Origin of the sequence: Stenotrophomonas sp. DDT-1 (assembly GCF_001580555.1) — a bacterium.
Taxonomy (GTDB): Bacteria; Pseudomonadota; Gammaproteobacteria; order Xanthomonadales; family Xanthomonadaceae; genus Stenotrophomonas; species Stenotrophomonas sepilia.
The window spans coordinates 120222-142674 of the sequence record NZ_LEKR01000004.1; the positions used below are offsets into that span (position 1 = coordinate 120222).

Sequence of the window (22453 nt, forward strand, 5' to 3'; positions counted from 1 at the left end):
GGCCTCATGCTCCGCATCCGAGGGTGACCTCGGCTTCGTTCAGCGCACCCAGCGCGACGCGTGACACGGAGATCGTCATCGCATCGCCCGTCGCCACCGACCACGGTCGGTCGATCGCGTCCAGCTTGGCGCCCGCCTTGGCCAGGCACTTCAGCGGCACGCCGACACGCTTCCACTGGCCCTGTGGAAGCGCCGCCAGCGCCGGCCCGATGGCGATGCGCGCCGAGCAGCCCACGCCGCAACCGACCGACAGCCACGCATCACCCTTCGGGGCTGCGTCCACCCGCAGCGTGGTCAGCAGCATCAGGTCGCCGTTGGATTCGCGCTGCAGGTCCAGCGTCGTGTGCGACTGCAGTGCCGCGACGGCTTCGCCATTGCCCGACCAGGCCAGGCGTCGCCCATCCTCCTGCGCCAGATGATCCACGCCGGTGATCTTCAGCCGATCATCGGGCAATGCATCCGGCACGCGGGTCACGGTCAGGCCCTGGCCAGCAGCATCCTCGAGCCGCAGCGCCATGCCAGGACCCGCGTCACCGCGCGCAAAGAACACGCCGGTCGCGCCCTCGTTGCCGGTCACGCCCGATGCCTCCGGCAGCGCGTCCAGGTCGCCGTTGTCGGCGTAGGTCAGGCCGAAGCCGAACGCAAACAATGGATCGTAGTCCTTCTGGCCGACGTTGTTGGCGTATTGGGTGGCAGTGCGCGGCCAGCTGAAACTGAGCTTGCCCTTGAAATCGTACTGCACGCGGCCATCGCTTCCGCGCAGCAGCACATCGGCAATCCCGGCGCCTTCCGAACCCGGCAGCCACGCAGCCACGAAGGCATCGGCGGCATTGATTTCCCGGTTCACCCAGAGCGGCCGCCCGCTCAGGAAGACCGCGACAACCGGTATGCCATCGGCCTTGAGCCGCTTGAGCAGCGCCAGGTCCGTTTCGTTGCCGGGCTTGTAGGCCAGCGTCGGCCGGTCTCCCTGGAACTCGGCATAGGGGTCCTCGCCAAACACCACCACCGCCACATCGGGCTTCACTGCGTAGCGACCGTCGACGGAAAGCACGGCTTCACCCCCCGCCGCGCTGGCCTGGCGCGCGATGCCCTCGTAGATCGTGTCCGCATTGGGGAAGTCCTTGCGGGTGGTGCCGGTGCCCTGCCAGTTGAGCGTCCAGCCGCCGGCCTGCTTGCCGACATCGTCGGCACCGTCGCCGGCCACGAGGATCCGCTGCTTCGGCGACAGCGGCAGGAGGCCGTTCTGGTTCTTCAGCAGGACCAGCGATTCGCGCACGGCCTGCCGGGCCACCGCGCGATGTGCCGGCGCGCCGATCAGTGCGAACTGCCCGCCAACGGCCCGCGTGGAAGGCCTGCCGGCCTCGAACAGCCCAAGGCGGAACTTGACCCGCAGGATCCGGCGCACCGCATCGTCCAGGCGTTGCGGCGTGATCCGCCCATCCTTCACCGCAGCCAGCGTCGTCCCGTAGAAACCCTTCCAGCTGTCCGAGGCCATCGCCATGTCCAGGCCCGCGTTGATCGTGGCCGGGCAGTCTGTGGTGGTGCAGCCCTTGACCTGTCCATGACCATTCCAGTCACCCACCACGAAGCCACCGAAGTTCATGCGGCCCTTGAGTACATCGGTAAGGTAGTGCCGGTGCCCATGCATCTTTTCACCGTTGACGCTGTTGAACGACGCCATCGCGGTCTGCGCGCCGGCGGCGATTGCTGGCGGATATCCGGCGGCGTGGATGCGCACCAGATCTGACTCGCTGATGCGGGTGTCGCCCTGGTCCTTGCCGTCAGTGGTGCCGCCATCGCCCAGGAAGTGCTTCACCGAGGCGATCACATGGCGGCCATCGAGGAACTCCGGCGTTCTCACCTTGCCCTGCAGCCCCTCCACCATGGCGGCGGCATAGCTGGCCACCACCTCGGGCGATTCGGAGTAGCCTTCGTAGGTGCGTCCCCAGCGATCATCCTGGGGTACGGCAACTGTCGGCGCGAACGTCCATTCCATGCCGGTAACGCGGGTCTCCAGCGCGGTGATGCCACCGATCTGCCGAAGCAGCTCCGGATTGCGCGTGGCGCCGAGCCCGATATTGTGCGGGAACAACGTGGCGCCAATGATGTTGCTCTGCCCGTGCACGGCATCGATGCCGAACAGCAGCGGAATGGCCTTGCCGCCTTTCGAGGTATCCATCGAGGCGTCGTAGAAGGCGTCGGCCAGCGCCAGCCATTCGGCCGGCGACGCGTCATAGCGGCCACCGGGATCGGAGTTGCCCCCGGCCAGGATCGAGCCGAGCCGGTAGCGGCGCACATCATCTGGAGTGACGCTGGCGATGTCGCCCTGCACCAGCTGGCCGACCTTGTCCTCCACCGTCATGCCGGCCATCAGGTCGGTGATGCGCTTCTCCAGCGCCGGGTCCGCAGCCAGCGGCCAAGTGACCTCCGGCCAGGGATCCTTGTCGGTGGCTGCGGCGGCGGCAGCCCGGTCCTGGCCGCGGCAGCCGAGCAATCCCAGCATCAGTGCGGCGACCAGCGCGCCGCTGCGGATTACGAAGGTCTGCGATGTCATGGCGCTCATCCTTCCATCTGCTCCAGTTCCTTGCCCTTGGTCTCGTGCACATGTCGGACGACGAAGATCACCGAGATCACGGCAGCCACCAGGTAGATGCCGTAGGTGGCTGCCAGCCCTGCCGCGGCCAGCAGCATCGGGAACGTCACCGTGACCACGAAGTTGGAGGTCCACTGCGCCGCGCCGGCGACTGCCAGTGCCGAACCGCGGATCTGGTTCGGAAACATCTCGCCCAGCATCACCCACATCACCGGCCCCCAGGACAGATTGAAGAACACGACGTAGGCATTGGCCGCCACCAGCGCCAGCGTGCCCATGCGGCCGGGCAGCTGTAGATGCCCGTCGGCCAGCGAACCGCTGGCAAACGCCACCACCACCAGTGCAAGCGACAGCGACATCCCGGCCGAGCCGAACCACAGCAGGGGTTTGCGGCCGATCCGGTCGATCAGCAGCACGGTGACCACGCAGGCACCGATGCTCAGTGCGCCGGACAGCACGTTGATCAGCAGCGCGTCGTTCTCGGAAAAGCCGACTGCCTGCCACAGCACCGCGCCGTAATAGAACACCACGTTGATGCCGACCAGCTGCTGGAAGCAGGCCAGCCCGACGCCGACCCACACGATCGGGCGGATCCGCCCGGTCGCCCGGCTCTTCAGATCGGACAGGCGCGGGCGATGATGGTCGTTGGACAGCGAGGCATCGATCTCCTCGAGCGTGGCCCTGGCCTTGTCGCTGCCCAGCAGCCGGGTCAGTACCCGCAGGGCGTCTTCCTTGCGCCGTTTCACCACCAGGTAGCGCGGGCTCTCCGGAATGGTCAGCAACAGCAGCAGGAACACCAGTGATGGCGCGGCCTGCATCCAGAACATCCAGCGCCAGGCGGGCTGCCCGCCCCACAGCGGTTCGGTCGACGCGCCCGCTGCAGCCGCCAGCAGGTAGTTGGACAGGAACGCGGCGGTGAGCCCGGTGATGATGGCGATCTGCTGCACGGTAGCCAGGCGGCCGCGATAGCGGGCCGGAGCGACCTCGGCAATGTAGGCCGGCGAGATCACGCTGGCCGCGCCTACCGCGAATCCGCCCACCACCCGCGCCGCAATGAACCAACCCGAGGAGACCGCCGCCCCGGCACCGAGTGCCGACAGCAGGAACATCACTGCCGACAGGATCAACACGTTGCGACGGCCCAGGCGGTCGGCCAGCCGGCCTGCACTGAACGCGCCCACCGCACAGCCCAGCAGCATCGACGCGATCTCGAAGCCCTGCATCCACTCGCCGGACCGGAACGCCTGGTGCAGGCCATCCTGGGTGCCGTTGATCACACCGCTGTCGAAGCCGAACAGAAAACCGCCAATCGTCGCTACCACGCTGATCAGTACGATCAGTCGTGTGTTCTCACCGCTGCCTGCTGCCTGGTTCATCCCCGTCCCCTTGAATGCACCGTTGCCGCGCTCAGCGCAGCAGGTACTGGTTGAGCAGGTTTTCGTAACGCTCCTGCTTGCCGCTGGCCTGGCGCGGTTCGCCGAGGCGGGCGGCCAGTGCCGCCAGGTCCGGCAGGCTGAGCGTGCCACGCTCGAAATCCTGGCCGGCGCCGGAATCGAAGCTGGCGTAGCGCTGCGCACGCCATTGCTCCCACGGCGACTCGGTCAGCAGTGCATGGGCAACCTCCAGCCCGCGTGCGAACGCATCCATGCCGCCGATATGGGCAATGAACAGATCCTCCAGGTCGGTCGACTCACGGCGCACCTTCGCATCGAAGTTCAACCCGCCCTCCAGGCCGCCCTGGCGCAGCACGACCAGCATTGCGCCCACGGTGTCGTACAGATCGCTGGGGAACTGGTCGGTGTCCCAGCCGTTCTGTGCGTTGCCGCGGTTGGCATCGATGCTGCCCAGCAGGCCATGATCGGACGCGACCTGCAGGTCGTGCTCGAAGGTATGGCCGGACAACGTGGCGTGGTTGGCCTCGATGTTGAGCTTGAAGTCCTTGTCCAGCCCGTGTTCCTTCAGGAAGCCCACCACCGTGGCACTGTCGAAGTCGTACTGGTGCTTCATCGGCTCCATCGGCTTGGGCTCGATCAGGAAGTTGCCCTTCAGCCCGATGCTGCGGCCATAGTCGCGTGCCATGGTCAGGAAGCGCGCGAAATGCTCGATCTCCCGCTTCATCTGGGTATTGGCCAGCGACGCATAGCCTTCGCGCCCGCCCCAGAACACGTAGTGCTCGCCACCGAGTTCGACCGTGGCCTCCAGGGCGGCCTTGACCTGCACGGCTGCACGCGCGACCACCGCGAAGTCGGGATTGGTCGATGCGCCGTTCATGTAGCGCGGGTGCGAGAACAGGTTGGCCGTGCCCCACAGCAGCTTGACGCCGGTGGCCTCCTGGCGTGCCTTGGCCAGGCCCACCATATGCGAGAGGTTCTTCTGGTACTGGCCGATGTCGTCGGCATCCGGCGCCAGGTCGATATCGTGGAAGCACCAGTACGGCACGCCCAGCTTGGTGAAGAACTCGAACGCCGCGTCGACCTTTGCTTCTGCCGTGGCCAGTGGCGACGATGCCTCCCACGGGAACTGCCGGGTGCCGGGGCCGAACGGATCGTGCCCGGCATTGCAGAAGGTGTGCCAGTAGCACACGGCGAAGCGCAGATGCTCCTGCATGGTCTTGCCACCGATGACCCGGCTGGCATCGTAGACCTTGAAGGCAAGCGGATTGTCCGAGCCCTTGCCCTCGAACGGGATGCGGCCGACGCCGGGGAAGTATTCCTTGGCGCCGATGAAGGGCTGCGTGCTCATGGTGCGTGCTCCTGTCGTTGTACGGGGTGTCGTGGAGGAGCCATCAGCCGCGCTGCAGCGGCGTGATGGCATCAAGATGACTGAGGAAGCGTGCGTAGGCCCGTGCATAGGCATCGCTGCGATCCGGATCCGGGCGCGCGGACAGCGCGGGATCGACGCTGACGTGCCGTGCGGTGATGTCGCTGATCGAAGTGGCGTTGCCCTGCGATCGGGCGAGCGCCCACAGCGCCTGCAGCGCCGCTCCAAACGCCGCACCCTCGGCCTGCACCGGGACCTCCACCGGCAGGCCGAATACATCGGCCACCAGCTGACGCCAGGCAGCGCTGTTGCTGCCGCCGCCGGTGAGCACGATGCGATCGAACTGCATGCCCGCGCGGATGAAGGCGTCGTAGCCGTACTTCAGGCTGTAGGTCGCGCCCTCCATGGCGGCGCGGTACACATGCGCCGGGGTGAAATTGGCGATATCCAGGCCCGCCAGCACGCCCTTGCCCAGCGGCAGGTCAGGGGTACGTTCGCCATTGAGGAACGGCAGCATCACCAGGCCCCCTGCCCCCGGCGGCGTTGCGCGAAGATGCGCGTCGCCGTCGCGGGTGCTGAAACCGAAGGCGCTGGCCACGCGTTCGGTGGCCACGGTGCAGTTCATGGTGCAGATCAGCGGCAGCCAGCCCCCCGTGGACGAGCAGAACGCCGCCCACGCGCCATCCGGATCGATCACCGGCGAGCCGGAATACGCAAACAGCGTTCCGGAGGTTCCCAGGCTCATCGCCAGCCGCCCTTCCGTGACGCAGCCGGTGCCGATCGCCGCCATCATGTTGTCGCCGCCACCAACGGCCACCTTCACCGCCGCTGCAAGCCCGAGCGCGGCCGCGGCCTCCGGCGCGATATCGAACAGGGCATCGGGCGCAGCGATCGGCGGCAGGCAGGCAGCAAGATCACGATCAGGATCGGTGGCGCGCAGCAGTTCCTGCGACCAGGTGCGCGTGCGCACGTCCAGCCAGCCGGTTCCGGACGCGTCGCCAAGCTCGCAGAACCGCTGCCCGGTCAACACGAAATTCAGGTAGTCATGTGGCAGCAGGATGGTCGCCAGCCGCGCATAGGCGTCGGCACGGTGGATCCGGGTCCAGGGCAGCTTGGAGGCCGTGTAGCCGGCCAGGATCGGGTTGCCCGCCAGCGCGATGGTTCGTTGGAACCCGCCCACGGCGTCCATGAGCTGGATGCATTCGGCCGAGGTGCTGGTGTCGCACCACAGCTTGGCCGGTGCCAGTACCTCGCCAGCATCGTCAACTGGCACGAACCCATGCTGCTGGCCCGATACCGCCAGTGCGACGATGCGCGCGCGCAGCGAGGGATCGATCCGGGCAAAGCAGTCGCGCAGGGCCGATACCCAGTCGGCAGGCGCCTGTTCACGGCTGCCATCGGCACCGCTGTCCAGCGCGAGCGGCGCGCTGGCCGAGGCCACCACCGCCTGCTTCCGCGGGTTATAGACCAGCACCTTCAGGCTCTGCGTCCCTGCATCGATCCCTGCAACCAGACCCATCGAAACCGCCTCCGATCAAAAAAGGTAGCGCTAACATTCCGTGGACTCAAAAAGGGGGCGTGGTGTCCGGCCCCCCTCGTTGCCACCGCGTGCGTCATCGCCCGCGGTGTTGCCGCACTGTAACCAGCTGCAGCGGAAAAAGCGTGCTGCAACGCAAAACCCTGCTACGCGCTTGCTGCCGTCGAACGCCACACGTCCACGCCGGACCTGCAGTACTGCGCGATGAACTCCGCCTGCGCCGGCATCTGCGCGGCGGCCTGCTGCACAGGCCGTTGGATGCCCTTCAACAAGGTGCGCAGATCGGCATCACTCACGGCCCGCGCCAGCGGGTGCGCAGGACCGGGCGCGATGCCCTGCCCGAGCAGCACGCTGGTCCAGGATTCGACGCGGAACAGCTCGCCGGGGTCCTGCCACGCATGCGCACGCTCGCGCCACGCCTGCAGCCGCTGCTGCAGCGACTCCGGCACGCGCATCTCGCGACAGGCCTTCCACATCGGTTCGCTGCGCTGCGTGGCGTGGTAGTGCAGGATGATGAAGTCGCGCACATGCTCCATTTCCTGGCGGCTGACATCGTTGTACAGCTGCACCAGCGACGCACTGATGCCGTCGAACGGGAACAGCTGGATCAGGCGCACTACCGCGCTGATCGTCAGATGGATGCTGGTCGACTCCAGCGGTTCGATGAAGCCGCTGGCCAGCCCGAGCGACACCACGTTCCTGTTCCAGGCCTTCAGCCGGCGTCCACTGCGGAACGGCACCTTCCATGGATCGCGCAAGGGTGGAGCCCCGGCATCGCGCAGCAGTTTCGCGGCGGCCTCGTCATCGGACAGATGGCGGCTGTCATACACCAGCCCGCAGCCAACGCGGTGCTGCAGCGCGATGTGCCAGCGCCACCCCGCCTCGTGGGCGATCGCCCGGGTATAGGGCACCGGCGGCGCCACCGCTTCGGTCTGCACCGCCACGGCCCGGTCGCACGGCAGCCATTCGTGCCAGTCCTCGTAGCCGGTGCCCAGTGCCTGCTCGATCAGCAGGCCGCGGAAGCCGGTGCAGTCGATGAACAGATCGCCCTCGATCACCTGGCCGTCGTCCAGCACCAGCGCCTGCACCGAACCGTCGTGCGCGTGCTGCCTGACCTGGGCGATCCGGCCTTCGATCCGGCGCAGGCCGTGGGCCTCGGCCCTGCCGCGCAGGAACCGCGCATACAGACCGGCGTCGAAGTGATACGCATAGCTGGCCTGCGGCTGGGTGTGCAGCGAGAAGCGGTCGCCACGCGAGGCGATGCTCTCCAGGCAGAAGTCGCCCAGGTCCGAGGGCATGCCGCGGCGCAGGCTGTCCAGCCAGAAGTGATGGAAGGGGGCCGCCCAGGTGCCATGGCCGATGGTGCCGAACGGATGGAAGAAGCGATCGCCCGGCAGGCGCCAGTTCTCGAACGAGATCGACAGCTTGAAGGTGCCTGCCACCGCGCGCAGGAACTCCTGCTCGTCGATCTGCAGGAAGCGGTGGAAGGTGCGGATCGGCGGCACAGTGGACTCACCGACACCGACCGTGCCGATCTGCTCGGACTCGACCAGCGTGATCTGCAGCTGGTCACGGAACTGGTGCGCAAGCGCGCAGCCGGCCAGCCAACCCGCCGTACCGCCACCGGCAATGACCACCTTGCGGATGCGCCCTGAAGGCGTGCTCTGGGTATCCAACATGGTGCCCTCTCTCAACGGTTGAGCCTGCCCAGCAGCATCGCGCGCATGCGGCGGGCGCGCTGCTCGTCGAACGGTGCCAGATCCCCGCGCGCGGCGTCAGGCAGGTGCTGCCCCGCGCGCTCGCCAGGGCCGAATGCGTAGTAGCGGAAGAGCCCTTCCCAGGCCTGCTTTTCGCGCGCTGGCAGATCACGCACGGACCACATCGCGTGGTGCAGCGCCGCCAGCGCGGATCCCAGCCAGGCCGGCGAGCTTCGCCACCAGTAGTTCACCAGCACGTTGAACGGTTCCAGGCTGCGTACATGGTGCCACCACATGCTGGGAATGAAGATCGCATCGCCGGGCCCAAGCACCGCGCGGCGCGCGTGCGCCAGCGCCTCGCGGAAACGTGGATGCCGATCGAAGTCGGGCTGTTCGAAGTCCACCACGCTGACCACCTGTCCCCCCGGCGTGGGATCGAGCGGGCCCGGATACAGATTGTCGATCTGGTCGGGCGGGAACAGGGTGAACTCGCGCTGCCCCACCGCGCAGCAGGCGAGGTTGTCGGGTGTGTCGAAATGGCACGAGGCCGTCACCCGGTTGCCGATCCAGATGCTGGCGGTGGCGTCGATGCCCTGCTTCGCCAGACCGGCGTCGTTGGCCTGCGCGAATGCCGGCAGCAGTGCCCGCGCGATCGGCAGCGAGGCCACGTAGTAGGTTGGCGGTTGCGGTGCATGCAGCGTCGCGGCGATCTCTTCCAGCACCCGGGCCAGCCCGCCGCGCCGCACTTCGAAATTCAACCGGGTGAAGTCCGCGCTGTAGAACGGGCGCCCCCCGATCTCGGCGCCGCCGAACGAGTACTGGATAGGCGCACCCGCATCGACGCTGCACAGGTACGCCATTGCGTCCTGCACCCCGCTCAGCCCGGCCTGGACCAGTGGCCAATCGGTGGCGATGCCGCGCAGTACGACCGGCTCACCGGCCTCCACCAGGGCAGCCAATGGCAGGGCGGCAGGATCGATGCCTTCCAGGATCCGCATCGGCAGGCGGGCGTACACCGGTCAGTTCCTGGCCGCCTGCGCGGTGCAGTCCTGGACGCGGAGACGGCGCTGCTTCTCGGCGATCAGGCGGCGCATGTTATGCAGCGAGGCAAGCATCAGGTACGCACCTTCCAGGTAACCGGCGCGGTTCAACGCAGCCAGTCGCGAACTGTCCAGCGCCGCCAGGCGCTCGCGGTCGATGCCATGCAATCCGCTCACGCTCACCCGGTGGTGCGGCGCGATCTGCACGTCGAGCGTGACCGGCTGGATGAGGCCGCAGTCGTCGAGCATCGTGAACATCCCGGCCGCGAAGGCACTGCCCTCGTGGATGCCGCGCAGCACGCTGGCGATGTGGTCCAGGTAAGGGGTGTTGCCGCCCTGCGGCAGGAACACCGGCTCCCCGCCCCCGTCGGTGACGCGCGGATGGTCCAGGTCCACGTGCATCACCGCATCCTGGGTGAGCAGGCCATCCACGTAGTGCTCCTGGAAGCCGATCAGGAACGGCCCTTTGGCGGCCGCGCCTGGCAGGTAGGTAGCATTCCAGCGCCCGTCCTGCAGGAACAGGTTCTCGTGTTGTTCGAAACCCAGCAGGGCCACGGACTGCCACGCTTCCGTCCCGCTTTCCCTGCGCAGGAAGATCGGATACTCACGCTGCAGTTCGGCGAACTCGCTGGGATAGGCCGGCACCATGCCCACGGCATCGCCGAACTGCGGCCCGAATCCGGTGGCGACCTTCAGGTCCCGATGCGCGATGTTGTTGAGCATTTCGTAGCGGGCCATCAGGGTATCCAGTCCAGTGCGGGGTGGCTGGCCGGCAGCGTAGCGCAGGCGCGACAGGCGCGGCGACACCGTCCCGGCACGGCACCGCTGGCGGGCAGCGGTGCCGTGCCGGACGCGTCGGCAACCAGGCTCAGAACTTGTAGCGGACGCCCAGCATGTAGCGCGGGCTCTGGTCTGCCAGCTTGACGATCATCTGCGAGGTGCGCGAGCGCCACCGCACATCCTCGCCGGTCAGGTTGATCGCCTCCAGGCTGAAGGACCAGTGGTCATCCAGCGCGTAGTTGACGCTGAGATCCCATTGCTCGTACGGCTCCACATAGTACGGATTGCGGCTGGAGCCCTGGTTGGCCAGGATCAGGTACTGGTCGCGCCAGTTCCATGCCAGGCGCACCGACCACCCGTACTTCTCGTACATCAGCATGGCGTTGGCGGTGTCGCTCAGGCCGGTGAGCGAGAACTGGTCGATGCCCGGATCGCCGCCATTGTTGTAGCCGACATCGCCTTTGACCACGGTGTAGTTGGCCAGCACGCCGAAGCCGGTGTCACCGAAGAAGTACTGGCCGCCCAGCTCCCAGCCATGCAGCTTGGATTTGTTCTGGTTGATCGGGCGATTGACGTTGAACTGGTACAGCGGATCGTTGGGCTGCCCATACAGATCGTAGGCCGCTTCGGTGGCCAGCACCTGCGCATCAGTGCCGTTGTAGGCGCCGAGGCCGGCAGGATTGTTGCGCAGCAATGCCAGCGCGGTGAACAGCGAGGTGTCGTTGGCCGAGCAGGCGGCCGCATTGGCCGGCCCGACCTGGGCGACGCAGGCGCCGCTGGTCAGGAAGTCCAATGCCGCCCGTGCATCCGGCCCGGAGGTGGGGTCGGTGAGGCCGTACAGGCTTTCCTGGACGACGGTGTTGCCGATGAAGTTGCTGACCGACTTGTTCCAGTAGGTCAATGACACATAGCTGGCATCGGCGAAGTACCACTCCAGCCCCAGGTCGAGGTTGTCCGATTCCAGCGGCTTCAGGCTCGGGTTCTGCGAGTTGCCGCTGGCGCGCGACGAGGGATCGATCAGCACCGAGCCGAACGGCTGCTGGGCCCCGGGTCCCGCATAGAGATTGCCGTACGGCGCGCGGGCGATGCTCTTGCCGAACGAAACGCGTCCCTTCAGCTCCTCGGTGAGGTCGATGCTGAAATCAAGGTTGGGCAGGATGTAGCTGTAGCGCGCCTTCTCTGTGAAGGGCTGCTGCTCATCGGACAGCACGATGCGGAAATCGTTGTTGGCCTGCCACTCGATGGACTCGGGGACGGCAATGACCGAGGTCGACACCACGTCAGTGGTTTCATAGCGCACGCCCAGGCGGGTGTTGGTGCGCATGCCACCCAGCTCCCCGTCCAGCTCCACCTGGAAGTACGCCGCCTTGGTCTTCTCTTCCACGAAGTTGTCGGCCGCGCGTTGCGGGTTCACACCCAGGCCGACGCCGTACTCGCGCGATGCCCATTGCGCGAGCTGCCCGGCATTGCCGCGCCAGGCGGGCCAGCTGTTGGCACTGTAGTCGTCGAACAGGCCGACGATGCTGACCGGCTGCAGCAGGTCCATCAGGCCTGCGGCAGTATCCCGGTCCACGTTGGCCACGCCCCAGTCGCCCAGGGTCGAGTAGGCCTCGGCGGCCTGGATGCGGTGGGTGGTGGACTTGTTGGTGTCCACGCCGAACTGGAAGCGCCCGTGGTCGAAGTTCCATTCGCCATCGACGCGGGCCTGCTTGATCTCGCTGATCTGGTTCTGCGCGTTGACGCGCAGCACCTGCGTGCCAACCTCGCCTTCCTGGAATCCCGGATTGACCACGCCATTGGTCCCGGCGACCGCATCGGCGGTGCTGGGATACCAGACCTGGGTGCCAACCGGCAGGCCATTGTTGAAGTTCAGCTCCTGCACCCAGGAGCCACCGCAATGCGGGCCACGGGTACAGTTGTTGGTGCCGGCGATGCTCATGAAGATCGAACCACCGCCGGTGAGCGGGTCATTCGGGCGGCTCTCGTTCTTCGAGTTGTGCGCATCGAAGCTGAGCTTGAAGCGGTCGCTGACATTCCAGACGGCGTTGAAGCCCAGCGAACCCAGCTTGTACTCCTGCATGCTGCGCTGCTGTTCCAGGCCGAAATCCTTGGTGCCGGCGATTTCGCGGATGTAGACCGGCGTCGCGACGGCGCCACTGGTGTCGAACTCGACGTTGGTGTAGTTGCTGTTCTGCAGCCACATGCCCTGCTCGCCGCGATTCTCGGTGATTTCGTTGGTCGAGTAGGTGTAATCCACGGTCAGGGTCAGGCTGTCCGTCGGCGCGAACTGCAGCACGGCCTGGCCGTTGACGCGTTCGCGCTCGAATTCGGAGAACGCGTAGCGCAGGTCATTGGGCCTCGCGTAAAGCTGGCCGACGGCCGGGGCATTGACCACGGTCGGGTTGCCCGGCATCGACCCTGTCCACGGCTGCACGTTCCAGTAGTTCTCCGTGGCCTGTACCGAGCCCCCCTTGCGCTTCTGCTGGCTCGCGCTGAGGCTGACGCCAAAGGTCTTTTCCGGATTGCTGTAGCTGAAAATGCCCGACAGCTCCGGTGTCAGGTCATTGTCGAACGGCTGGCTCTGGTCGGAGACCAGTTTCGCCCCGGCGTTGGCCACGATGCCGGCGTGATCGAGCGGACGCGAGGTCAGGATGTTGATCGTCGCACCGATGCCACCGCTGGGCACCTGCGCCTGGCTGGTCTTGTAGACCTCGATACCATTGATGGCCTCGGCGGCCAGCTGCGCGAAATTGAAGGCGCGGGTGCCGCCGTCGACACCGCCGATGGCGACCTGTCCAGAGGCACCGAATGCATCGGCACCCGGCATCTGCCGACCGTTGAGCGTGACCATGTTGAACTGGGGGCCGAAGCCACGCGCGGTCACCTGCGCACCCTCGCCGTCACGGCGCTCGATGGAGATGCCGGTGATGCGCTGCAACGACTCGGCAAGATTGGTATCGGGGAACTTGCCGATGTCCTCGGCACTGATCGCGTCGACCACGCCCGCCGAGTCGCGCTTGATGTCCATGGCCTGGCTCAGGCTGTTGCGTATGCCCGTGACCTGCACTGCATCCAGCTGGGTGGGTTGCGACTGGCTCTGCGGCTGCGGCCCGGTCGCCGGTGCGGCGTCCTGCGCAAAGGCGGGATTGATGACCAGGGCACCACCCACGAAGGTGAACATGGCCCGGGACCGGAACTTCGCCAACGCGCGGCTCATGAACCGGACCTCGGGCCCGGGGTGCCACGGAAACTGCAGGTGCTCATGAAAGTCCCCTCTGACATACGATCGAATGGATGTACCGCCCCCTCCCAGGGGCACGCACGGGCGTGGCCCGCATTCCAAACCGAACAGCACGGGTGCTCGGGCACGCCGCGACTTACACTTGCTTTTCAAGCCTGCCAGGACAAACACGCGGCAAAGAAGGCAGCCTCCCGGACCCTGGATCCCCGTCCGACTGGTAGCGCTACCATCGCGTTGCAGCGGAGAGTAATCACCGAGGTTCGCCGTTGTCACCATGCAGCGCAGCAAAACCGTCTGCGCGCCAAACAGCTGATGACTCGGCCGTTGCTGCATCCGGTCACGCTCACCCGACGTAGGAAAGATGCCCGCACTTGCGGGTCATCCAGAAAGGAACGCACCGTGAACGCTCTTCAGCGCATCGCCGCCGCAGTCGGCTTCGCCGTACTCGTTTCGTCCGGCTCCTCGGTTTTCGCCGCCAACACCGTCATCGTGGGCGGGGCAGAAATGTACCCCACCAGGACCATCGTCGAGAACGCCGTCAATTCCAAGGATCACACCACGCTGGTTGCAGCGGTCAAAGCAGCCGGCCTGGTCGACACCCTCAACGGGGCCGGGCCCTTCACTGTTTTCGCGCCCACCAATGCGGCCTTCGAAAAGCTGCCTGCAGGCACTGTCGATACACTGGTCAAGCCTGAAAACAAGGCACAGCTGACCCGGATCCTGACCTACCACGTCGTCCCGGGCAGCTACAGTTCGGCCCAGCTTCTGGCCGATGCCCGCAAGCACGGCGGCAAGGCCACCCTGAAGACCGTGCAGGGTGAGCCTCTCACCGTGGCGCTCCACGATGGCAAGCTCTGGGTCATCGACGCAAAGGGTGGAAAGGCAGGCATCAGCATTGCAGATGTCGGCCAGTCCAACGGCGTCATCCACGTGGTCGACACCGTGCTGATGCCCAAGTAAGCGGCCTCACGCAACGGGCATCCGGCGCGATGCCCGTTGCCCGGGGCCGGTCATCCCGACGTCACCATGCGGATCCCTGCCCGGCATGGCGTCGTGGCTACCACTCCGGCCCGAGCAGCTTGGTCACTTCGGCCTCCAGTTTCTGCGCGGCCTCCTCCTGGGAGGCGACCTTGATGCACAGCCCCGACTGCGCCGGCCCCGGCACCAGCTGGTAGCGGTTGATGGTGCCGCCACCGTCGCCGTCCAGCGCTACCCGCGCCACTACCGTTCGGCCATTGGCGTGGAAGGTCCAGTCCTGATAATCAAACATGCTTCAGTTGGTGTGCGGCCAGGATGTCATCCCACTTTAGGCGGCACGCCAGTGAAGAACGCTCCAGGAAGATGTTCAGCGCGCGTGGACATGATGGCGACAGGGCCTATCGCAGTGTCCGCGCCAACTGCAGGACATCGGCGAAGAAGGAGGGATAGTCGTCCTGTGGAGCGCTGTGGGTCTCGCGCCGGTGGACCAGACGCACGGCGACCACCCGCTGTTCCGGGACGATCATCAGGTATTGGCCCAGGTAGCCGCTGGCGGCAAAGCCGACGACCGGTCCCCGTGTGATGTCGTAGAGATCGGCGAGCTTCAGTCCGCGCGCGGAGATCTGGCTGCGGCGGCGGGCTTCAACTCAAGCAGCGTCTCCCGGTGGTGCATCACCAGGACCGCATCGGAATGCGCGGCGCGCGCGTTGCGCTCGATCGCGGCAAGGGCTTCGGCACGCGTCGCCGCTTGGCTGGCCCGGTGATGCCGAACACCAGGGCCAGGGCGCAGGACAACCAGCAGGATCCTGGCATCGCAATCTCGTCCAATGAGTGTGCGTGCAGCGTGACTACATGTGTAGTCCCACTGCAGTGGCTGAAGTGATGGCGCGCTTGCGTGCTGGACGTGGGCTGGGCGCCGCCCCGGCCCACCTGCAACGCGGTCGTCCGCGCGGTCGCCATGCCGCGCCGCACGGTATGATGCGGCGACCCGGAACCTGCGATGATTGCAGCGGCCGCCCATCCGCTGATCGCGCGCGCCAGGCCCCCCTGCGCCGGGGTCGCTGCAGGTGCCGCTGAAGCCCCACTCCATGCTTGCCTCCCAAGCCCCCCTCCTGATCTGGGCAGCGGTCGCCGTTGCCACCCTCGGCCTGCTGTTCCGTCCTTTCCGCATCCCCGAATATGTGTGGGCGCTGGGCGCTGCCGCCGTGTTGCCGTTGCTGGGCGCCGTGTCGCTGCACACCGCATGGAGCGCAGTGGCCGAAGGCCGCGACGTCTACCTGTTCCTGGTCGGCATGATGGTGCTGGCCGAACTGGCGCGGCGCGAAGGCCTGTTCGATTGGCTGGCGTTGTACGCGGTGCGGCATGCGGGCGGATCCGGGCGACGCCTGTTCGACCTGGTGTTCCTGGTCGGCACGCTGGTGACGGTGTTCCTGTCCAACGATGCAACGGCCGTAGTGCTGACGCCGGCGGTCTACGCCGCCTGCAAGGCGGCGCGCGCCAATCCCCTGCCCTACCTGTTCGTCTGTGCCTTCATCGCCAATGCGGCCAGCTTCGTGCTGCCCATTTCCAATCCGGCCAACCTGGTGGTGTACGGCCAGCACATGCCGCCGCTGCTGCAGTGGCTGGCGCAGTTCGCGCTGCCGTCGGCGGCGGCGATCGGTGCCACCTATCTGGTCCTGCGCTGGGTGCACCGGCGCGAGATCGCCCAGCCGCTGGTGGCCGCGCCGGTGCATCGCCCGTTGACCGACGGCGGCCGGCTGAGCGCACTGGGCGTGCTGTTCACCGGCACCGTGTTGCTGGTCACGTCCGCCTTGAACGGGCCATTGGGCCTGACCACGTTCTGCGCGGGCACGCTGAGTGTGGCAGTGGTGGCGATCCGCCAGCGGCGCAGCCCGCTGCCACTGCTGCGACACGTGTCCTGGGGCGTGCTGCCGCTGGTGGCGGGACTGTTCGTGCTGGTGGAAGCGGTGGCGCAGACCGGTGTCATCCAGAGCGCGGCCAGCGCGCTGCAGGCCGTGGCGCAGGCGTCTCCCCGCCAGGCCAGCTGGCTGGCCGGTGGCGCGGCTGCGCTGCTGAGCAACGGGGCCAACAATCTGCCGGTCGGCCTGGCCGCCGGTTCGCTGGGGCAGATGGCCGACCTGCCGGCGCAGACCCGTGCTGCATTGCTGGTCGGCGTGGATCTGGGCCCGAACCTGTCCGTTACAGGCTCGTTGGCGACGATGCTGTGGCTGGTAGCCCTGCGTCGCGAGGGCGAGCATGTCAGCGCGCTCGACTTCCTGCGCGTCGGCGCGCTGGTGATGCCGCCGGCGTTGATCGGAGCACTGCTGCTGCTCTGATCGGCGCGCGAACGGCATGCGCTTCTAGAAGGCCACCTGCAGGCGGGTGTTGAAGGTGGTGCCTTCATCCCTGCCCTGGCCGGTGCCGCTGCGGTTGCGGGTCTGCCAACGGATCGCCTCGAACATCACGCGGCTGAAGTCGTTGAGATACCAGTTCGCACCCAGCGTCCACGCGTGGCCGGTACCGCCACTGGGCAGCTCGGCATAGTCCACGTCCTCGTAGCGCCCCTTCAGTTCCCATGCCCCGGCGCCGCCGCGGGTGACCGGGTCAGCCACCTTCACCCGGCCCCAGGTGCCGGCCTTGCCCGAATAGGCCGGCCTTGCACCGGCCAGGAACCAGCCCGCCGAAATCGCCCAGGCCTCGTGGTCCAGATCGTAGCGCCCGCTGGCGTCGGCCCCGCGCAGGTTGCGCGTACCCCATTCGCCGGTCGCCCAGGCCGGCCCGAAGAAGCCTGCCAGTTCCGCGCCATAGGACGTGCTGCGCTCGGCGCCCAGCAGTGTGCCCGGCGCGATCTTGACCAGGTCGTTGAAGTGCCCGGCGATGGCCGAACTGCGGACGACGCCGCTGGCGCCTGCGGCAATCTCCTCGTGGAAGGCCCAGGCCCCCAGGTGCACCGTGACTGCGTCGTTGGCCACCGGGTTCCAATGCACGCGCGTGGCCCAGGTCTGGCTGTCGTTGTCGGTTCCGGCGTTGTTGAGATCGTTGCCGGCCACCGACAGGCTGGCATGCCAGTCCTTGCCGTACACGCGCTCGGTCAGGCCGACACCGAACAGGCCACGCTGCGGCAGCATCAGCGTGCCGACCACGTTGCGGTCCTGGAACGGCGTGTTGGACGTGCTGCTGGAGCCGTCGATACCCCGGTCGTTGAGGCGGTTGCCCACGGTCAGGTCGGCCGGCAGCCCGAACAGGCGGTGGTCCACGGTGGCGTAGACCGACTTCCACGCCACCGCGTTGTCGGCGAAGTCACCTTCCACCGCCCAGCCGAGGATGCCGTAGCGGCCTTCGGCGCCCAGCCGCACCGAGCGGATCTCGGTACCGGAGATGTTGCGGTCACTCACTGACGATCCATCGGTGCTGGATGCGTCGACGAACAGGCGTCCGCGCGGACGGAACGCCACGCTGCCGTCGGCACTGCTGAACTCCGGTGCGCCCTTGGACCAGGTGACCTTGGGCGCCTTGGCCTGGCTGGATTCCAGTGCGGCGACGCGGGTGTCCAGCGCGGAGGGCTGCGTTGCGGCCGCCGCACCGGCGGTGCTGTGCCCGCCCTCCACGGCGCGGAGGCGTGCTTCCAGTTGCTGGATCTGCAGTGCCTGCTGCTGCACCAGGCGTGACAGCTCAGCCTGGCTCAGCGGCGCGGGCAGCGAAGACGTGGACTGGGCGCCAGCATGGCCACTGGCCAACAGCAGGCCGAGCGCGACCGACAGCGCTGCCGGTGGCAGCACGGTGGAATGGTTCATGGACTCTCTCTCCGGCCAGCCGGCCCCCTGGCCCGGCGCTGGCCTGTTGCGGTGGTGCGGGGGAAGATCGGGGGAGGAAGCGCGCGCCGCCGGATCGTCCCGGCGGCGCGGCAGGCGGGCTCAGCCCGGCCCGGTCAGCTGGTGGCCTGGGCCTGGGCGTTGGGACGCCAGGTGATCAGCTTGTTCTCGACCACGTCCAGCAGCGCGTCGATGACCAGCACGAAGGCGGCCAGGATGATGATGCCGGCAAACACACCAACGGCGTTGAAGTTGCCTTCTGCCTGCGCGATCAGGTAACCCAGGCCCGCCGAGGCGCCGAGGTACTCGCCGATGATCGCGCCTACCACGGCGAAGCCCACCGAGGTGCGCAGCGAGGACAGGATCCAGCTGGCTGCTGCCGGGAAGTAGACATGGCGTAGCAGGTCGCTGCGGCTTGCGCCCAGGATGCGGGCATTGGCCAGTACCACCGGATTCACCTCGCGTACGCCCTGCATGGCATTGAAGAACGTGGTGAAGAACACCAGGGTGACCGCCAGCGCCACCTTCGACCACAGGCCCAGCCCCAGCCACAACACGAAAATCGGGGCCAGCACCACGCGCGGAATTGCGTTGAAGCCTTTGATGAAGGGATCGAGGATGCGCGCCGAGCGGCGGCTCAGGCCCAACCAGACACCGCCGGCCACGCCGAGGCCGGTGCCGATGATGTAGCCCAGCGCGGTTTCGGTCAGGGTGATGTAGACGTGCTGGTAGAACGACGTATCGGACAGCCAGGTCCAGGCCTGCTGCACGATCGCCGTTGGCGACGGGAAGAAGAACGGATCGATCACGCCCAGCGCGATGCCGCCCTCCCAGCCGCCGAACACGGCGACTACCAGGGCCAGTTGGATGAACTTGTCAGTCTTGGCGTGCATAGCTCTTCTCCACTTCGCCGCGCAGGCAGGCCCAGATGTCGCGGTACAGGTCGGTGAAACGGTCATCCAGCTTGATTTCGGCCACGTTCCGCGGCCGTTCCAGATCCACGTCGAAGCTGCGCACGACACGGCTGGCTGGGCCGGAGGACAGCACCACCACGCGGTCCCCCAGGGCGATGGCTTCTTCCAGGTCGTGGGTGATCAGGATCACCGAGCGCCGGTCTTCCTGCCACAGCCGCAGCAGTTCGTTCTGCATCAGGTGCCGGGTGTGGATGTCCAGCGCCGAGAAAGGTTCGTCCATCAGGATCACCTTCGGCTCGACGATCAGCGCCTGCGCCATCTGCACGCGCTTGCGCTGGCCACCGGACAACTGGTGCGGATAGCGGTGCTCGAAACCGGCCAGGCCGACCTTGGCCAGCCACGCGTTGGCCTTGGCCTTGCGTTCGGCTTCGGGCACACCACGGAAGCGCAGGCCGAGCTCAACGTTCTGGTAAGCCGTCTTCCACGGCAGCAGCGCATCCTGCTGGAACAGGTAGCCGACCGACTCCTGGACACCGCTGACGGCGCGGCCATCGATGCTGACCTGCCCGGACGACGGCTTCAGCAGGCCCGCCACGGAATTGAGGATGGTGCTCTTGCCGCAGCCGGTCGGCCCGACGATGGCAAGGAACTCGCCGTCCCCCACCTGGATGTCGACATCACGGACGGCGGTGAATTCGCCGAAGGACATGGTCACCTTGTTGATGGCGACCATGGTCTGTGCAGGCTCCAGCTGCGGCGCGCCATTGAACTGGCGCACGGTGGCATTGAGGGCCATGGGGTTACCTCCGCTTACGGTTGGGCAGCCGGCGCCGCAGCGCTGGCACGCTCGACGAAGGCATTGGTGTAGGTGCGGGACAGATCGATGTCGGCCTTGGCCACATCCGTATTGAACTCGCGCAGCACCTTCAACGGCGTTTCCAGATCAGCCGGCGTGAAATGACCGTCGCGGGTGAATATCGCGCGGGCGTTCTCCACCGCGCGCGCATAGGTGGCGCGGTCGCCAGAAACGTAGCTGTCCGGCAGCGCCGCAACGATGTCTTCAGCACTGTTGTCGGCGATGAACTTCAACGCCATCTGTTCGGCGCGGGCGATCTTCTCGGCCGCTTCGGGACGCTTGTCCAGGAAGCTCTGGTTGGCGTACATCACCGAGGTCGGGTACAGGCCGCCATAGACCTGGCGGGCACCGTCATCGCTGCGCGCGTCGAGGAGGATCCTGCCGACCTTGCGCTCGGTGATCAGGGTGGCGGCAGGGTCGTAGTTGACCAGCAGGTCGATCTTGCCCTGCTCCAGCGCGGCCACCGCTGCGGCGCCCGAGCCGACGCCGATCAGCGAGACACTGTCGACGGGGATATCGTGCTGAGCGAGGAAGTGACGGACGAAGAAGTCCGACGATGAGCCCGGCGCGGTGATGCCGACCTTCTGGCCCTTGATGGTTTCCGGCCGTGCCGGATCGAAGCTGGCATCCTCGCGGCCGGCCATCACCAGGCCGGAGTTGCGCGAGAGCAGCACGAAGGCCACCACGTCCTTGCCCTTGGCCTGCATCTGGATGGTGTGGTCGTAGAAGCCGACGGCCACATCGGTGGAATTGGCCACCAGCGCCTGCAATACCTTGGAGCCGCCCTGGGCGAAGTTCTCGGTCTTCACCTGCAGGCCGACGTCCTTGAAGTAGCCCTTGGCGTCGGCGATGAAGAACGGCAGGTTGTTGAGGTTGTAGGAGCCGACGCTGATGCGTACCGGTGCATTGTCACCACCGCCGGCGGATGCGCCTTCGGTGCGCCCGCTGTTGCTGCATCCGGCCGCGGCCAGACCAGCCGCGCACAGCGCGGCCATCAAGAACTGCTTGTACATCATCCCTCCCAGGAGTGAAGCATCTACGTTGTAATGGCGGGCATGCGCACCTGCGCCGGCCCGTCCGGGTTCAGATCATGCCGCTGACGTCCATTGGCGGGCTTGGGTGGAACCGGCCACGGCAAGTGCTGGCGTGGTGGCAAACACGCGTCCTTCGAACAGCCGGCGTGCGGTGCGCACGACGCTGGCAACGACCGGCGCGTCCTGCGAGCTGCGACTGAGGCCCACCTCCAGGGCCCCGCTCGGATGTTCGAGGGTAATGCTGCCGGGAACGGACAGGCATCCGACCAAAGTGTGGGCCAGCGTGCCCGGCGTAACGGCCGCGGTGGCCAGGCCGACCGCGCCGGTAATGGCCAGCGCGGTGTGGCATTGATGCGGCATGAAATAGCGCACCTGCAGATCGCCCCCATGTTGCGGCGCCGACAGCAGCACCGGCTTGGGGATGACCTTGTTGCCGGCGTCGGCGATGCCCATGCGGGCGCCTGCCTCGATGCGCAGCGCTTCCAGCCGGTGCATGAACGCTGCGTCCGCGTTCAGTTCGGCGGGCGGGGTATCGCCGCGCACGCCCAGATCTTCTGCGCGCACCAGCATCATCGGCATCGCGCAGTCCACCAGGCTGACCGGCACGCCATCGATGGCCTCCTGCGCGTGGCCGCTGGGCAGCAGCTTGCCGGTGCGGGCGCCTGCCGCATCAAGGAAGGAGAGCCTGACCGGCGAGGCCGAGCCCGGCGCGCCGGCAATTCGCGTGTCACCTCGGTACACCACGTTGCCGCCGGGCGTTTCCACCGTGGCGATGATCAGCTTGCCGGTGTTGACGTTGTGGATGCGCACCTCGGTCTGCGGATCCTGCGCCTGCACCAGCCCACGCTCGATGGCATACGGGCCTACGGCCGCCAGCATGTTGCCGCAGTTCGGCGAGGTATCCACCACCTGCTGCTCTACCCGTACCTGGGCGAACAGGTAGTCGACATCGGCGTCCGGACGGCTGGAGCGGTCGATGATCGCCACCTTGCTGGTCAGCGCGTTGCCACCGCCGATGCCGTCGATCTGCAACGGATGGCCCGAGCCCATCACTTCCAGCAGCAGGCGATCGCGTTCGGCGGTGTCCATCGGAAGGTCGCTGGCCAGGAAGAACGGGCCTTTGGAGGTGCCGCCGCGCATGAGGACGCAGGGAATGCTGAGCAGATCGTTGGACATACGTGTGCTAGATTGATGCGTATAGGGGATGAATG

16 protein-coding genes and 1 pseudogene are annotated in these 22453 nt (G+C 66.9%); 2 read left to right on the top strand and 15 right to left on the bottom strand.

Annotated features, from left to right (window positions below; all coding sequences use genetic code 11):
* Window positions 1–4: 4 nt before the first annotated feature.
* The 8 genes from AB839_RS03470 to AB839_RS03505 all read right to left on the bottom strand — a co-directional run bounded on the left by AB839_RS03470 (window position 5) and on the right by AB839_RS03505 (window position 13624).
* A complete protein-coding gene (locus AB839_RS03470) occupies window positions 5–2563 on the bottom strand; it encodes an exo 1,3/1,4-beta-D-glucan glucohydrolase (RefSeq protein ID WP_156476613.1) in 2559 nt (852 codons plus the stop codon).
* Window positions 2560–3969, bottom strand: coding sequence for a sugar porter family MFS transporter (locus AB839_RS03475; protein WP_061478284.1), 1410 nt, complete (start codon window positions 3967–3969; stop codon window positions 2560–2562). The genes AB839_RS03470 and AB839_RS03475 overlap by 4 nt, the downstream gene beginning before the upstream one ends.
* A 31-nt stretch (window positions 3970–4000) precedes the next feature.
* On the bottom strand, window positions 4001–5335 hold the full coding sequence (xylA, locus tag AB839_RS03480; RefSeq protein ID WP_061478285.1) for a xylose isomerase: 1335 nt from the start codon (window positions 5333–5335) through the stop codon (window positions 4001–4003).
* 43 nt (window positions 5336–5378) lie between these two features.
* Complete coding sequence (xylB, locus tag AB839_RS03485; protein WP_061478286.1) at window positions 5379–6872, bottom strand: xylulokinase; 1494 nt, start codon at window positions 6870–6872, stop codon at window positions 5379–5381.
* A gap of 164 nt (window positions 6873–7036) precedes the next feature.
* Complete coding sequence (locus AB839_RS03490; protein ID WP_061478287.1) at window positions 7037–8569, bottom strand: tryptophan halogenase family protein; 1533 nt, start codon at window positions 8567–8569, stop codon at window positions 7037–7039.
* A gap of 11 nt (window positions 8570–8580) precedes the next feature.
* Window positions 8581–9603, bottom strand: coding sequence for a cupin-like domain-containing protein (locus AB839_RS03495; protein WP_061478288.1), 1023 nt, complete (start codon window positions 9601–9603; stop codon window positions 8581–8583).
* 3 nt (window positions 9604–9606) lie between these two features.
* On the bottom strand, window positions 9607–10365 hold the full coding sequence (locus AB839_RS03500) for a SapC family protein (RefSeq protein WP_061478334.1): 759 nt from the start codon (window positions 10363–10365) through the stop codon (window positions 9607–9609).
* Between the two features lie 130 nt (window positions 10366–10495).
* Window positions 10496–13624 carry a TonB-dependent receptor gene (locus tag AB839_RS03505; RefSeq protein WP_061478289.1) on the bottom strand — a complete coding sequence of 1043 codons (3129 nt, stop codon included), beginning with the start codon at window positions 13622–13624 and terminating at the stop codon, window positions 10496–10498.
* Window positions 13625–14047: 423 nt separating this feature from the next.
* Here AB839_RS03505 and AB839_RS03510 point away from each other — a divergent pair, with 423 nt between their 5' ends.
* Window positions 14048–14608 carry a fasciclin domain-containing protein gene (locus tag AB839_RS03510; protein ID WP_061478290.1) on the top strand — a complete coding sequence of 187 codons (561 nt, stop codon included), beginning with the start codon at window positions 14048–14050 and terminating at the stop codon, window positions 14606–14608.
* Between the two features lie 97 nt (window positions 14609–14705).
* On the opposite strand, the gene AB839_RS03515 is transcribed toward AB839_RS03510, so the two are convergent.
* Both AB839_RS03515 and AB839_RS22075 read right to left on the bottom strand, forming a co-directional pair.
* Entirely contained in the window at window positions 14706–14918 is a 213-nt protein-coding gene (locus AB839_RS03515; RefSeq protein ID WP_061478291.1) for a hypothetical protein, read from the bottom strand.
* A gap of 106 nt (window positions 14919–15024) precedes the next feature.
* Window positions 15025–15255: pseudogene (locus AB839_RS22075) on the bottom strand (penicillin-binding protein); the annotation flags it as partial.
* 459 nt (window positions 15256–15714) lie between these two features.
* On the opposite strand from AB839_RS22075, the gene AB839_RS03525 reads away from it, so the two are divergent.
* Complete coding sequence (locus AB839_RS03525; RefSeq protein WP_061478293.1) at window positions 15715–16962, top strand: arsenic transporter; 1248 nt, start codon at window positions 15715–15717, stop codon at window positions 16960–16962.
* A 24-nt stretch (window positions 16963–16986) separates the two neighbouring features.
* Here the strand turns inward: AB839_RS03525 and AB839_RS03530 are convergent, their stop codons facing one another.
* From AB839_RS03530 to AB839_RS03550, 5 genes are all read right to left on the bottom strand, one after another.
* Window positions 16987–18420 (bottom strand): porin, encoded by a 1434-nt coding sequence (locus AB839_RS03530; RefSeq protein ID WP_061478294.1) that lies wholly within the window; start codon window positions 18418–18420, stop codon window positions 16987–16989.
* A gap of 134 nt (window positions 18421–18554) precedes the next feature.
* Entirely contained in the window at window positions 18555–19331 is a 777-nt protein-coding gene (locus AB839_RS03535; protein ID WP_005409726.1) for an ABC transporter permease, read from the bottom strand.
* Window positions 19315–20148, bottom strand: coding sequence for an ABC transporter ATP-binding protein (locus AB839_RS03540; protein ID WP_014647218.1), 834 nt, complete (start codon window positions 20146–20148; stop codon window positions 19315–19317). The genes AB839_RS03535 and AB839_RS03540 overlap by 17 nt, the downstream gene beginning before the upstream one ends.
* 14 nt (window positions 20149–20162) lie before the next feature.
* The gene (locus AB839_RS03545; protein WP_061478335.1) at window positions 20163–21221 is read right to left on the bottom strand and encodes an ABC transporter substrate-binding protein; all 1059 of its coding nucleotides are present in this window, start codon (window positions 21219–21221) and stop codon (window positions 20163–20165) included.
* 75 nt (window positions 21222–21296) lie between these two features.
* Window positions 21297–22418, bottom strand: coding sequence for a 4-oxalomesaconate tautomerase (locus AB839_RS03550; protein WP_061478295.1), 1122 nt, complete (start codon window positions 22416–22418; stop codon window positions 21297–21299).
* Between the last annotated feature and the right edge of the window lie 35 nt (window positions 22419–22453).

Coding starts and splice junctions, on each gene's coding strand:
- AB839_RS03470 (WP_156476613.1), bottom strand. CDS start 2,563: ATGAGCGCCATGACATCGCAGACCTTCGTAATCCGCAGCGGCGCGCTG.
- AB839_RS03475 (WP_061478284.1), bottom strand. CDS start 3,969: ATGAACCAGGCAGCAGGCAGCGGTGAGAACACACGACTGATCGTACTG.
- xylA (WP_061478285.1), bottom strand. CDS start 5,335: ATGAGCACGCAGCCCTTCATCGGCGCCAAGGAATACTTCCCCGGCGTC.
- xylB (WP_061478286.1), bottom strand. CDS start 6,872: ATGGGTCTGGTTGCAGGGATCGATGCAGGGACGCAGAGCCTGAAGGTG.
- AB839_RS03490 (WP_061478287.1), bottom strand. CDS start 8,569: ATGTTGGATACCCAGAGCACGCCTTCAGGGCGCATCCGCAAGGTGGTC.
- AB839_RS03500 (WP_061478334.1), bottom strand. CDS start 10,365: ATGGCCCGCTACGAAATGCTCAACAACATCGCGCATCGGGACCTGAAG.
- AB839_RS03505 (WP_061478289.1), bottom strand. CDS start 13,624: ATGAGCCGCGCGTTGGCGAAGTTCCGGTCCCGGGCCATGTTCACCTTC.
- AB839_RS03515 (WP_061478291.1), bottom strand. CDS start 14,918: ATGTTTGATTATCAGGACTGGACCTTCCACGCCAATGGCCGAACGGTA.
- AB839_RS03525 (WP_061478293.1), top strand. CDS start 15,715: ATGCTTGCCTCCCAAGCCCCCCTCCTGATCTGGGCAGCGGTCGCCGTT.
- AB839_RS03530 (WP_061478294.1), bottom strand. CDS start 18,420: ATGAACCATTCCACCGTGCTGCCACCGGCAGCGCTGTCGGTCGCGCTC.
- AB839_RS03535 (WP_005409726.1), bottom strand. CDS start 19,331: ATGCACGCCAAGACTGACAAGTTCATCCAACTGGCCCTGGTAGTCGCC.
- AB839_RS03540 (WP_014647218.1), bottom strand. CDS start 20,148: ATGGCCCTCAATGCCACCGTGCGCCAGTTCAATGGCGCGCCGCAGCTG.
- AB839_RS03545 (WP_061478335.1), bottom strand. CDS start 21,221: ATGTACAAGCAGTTCTTGATGGCCGCGCTGTGCGCGGCTGGTCTGGCC.
- AB839_RS03550 (WP_061478295.1), bottom strand. CDS start 22,418: ATGTCCAACGATCTGCTCAGCATTCCCTGCGTCCTCATGCGCGGCGGC.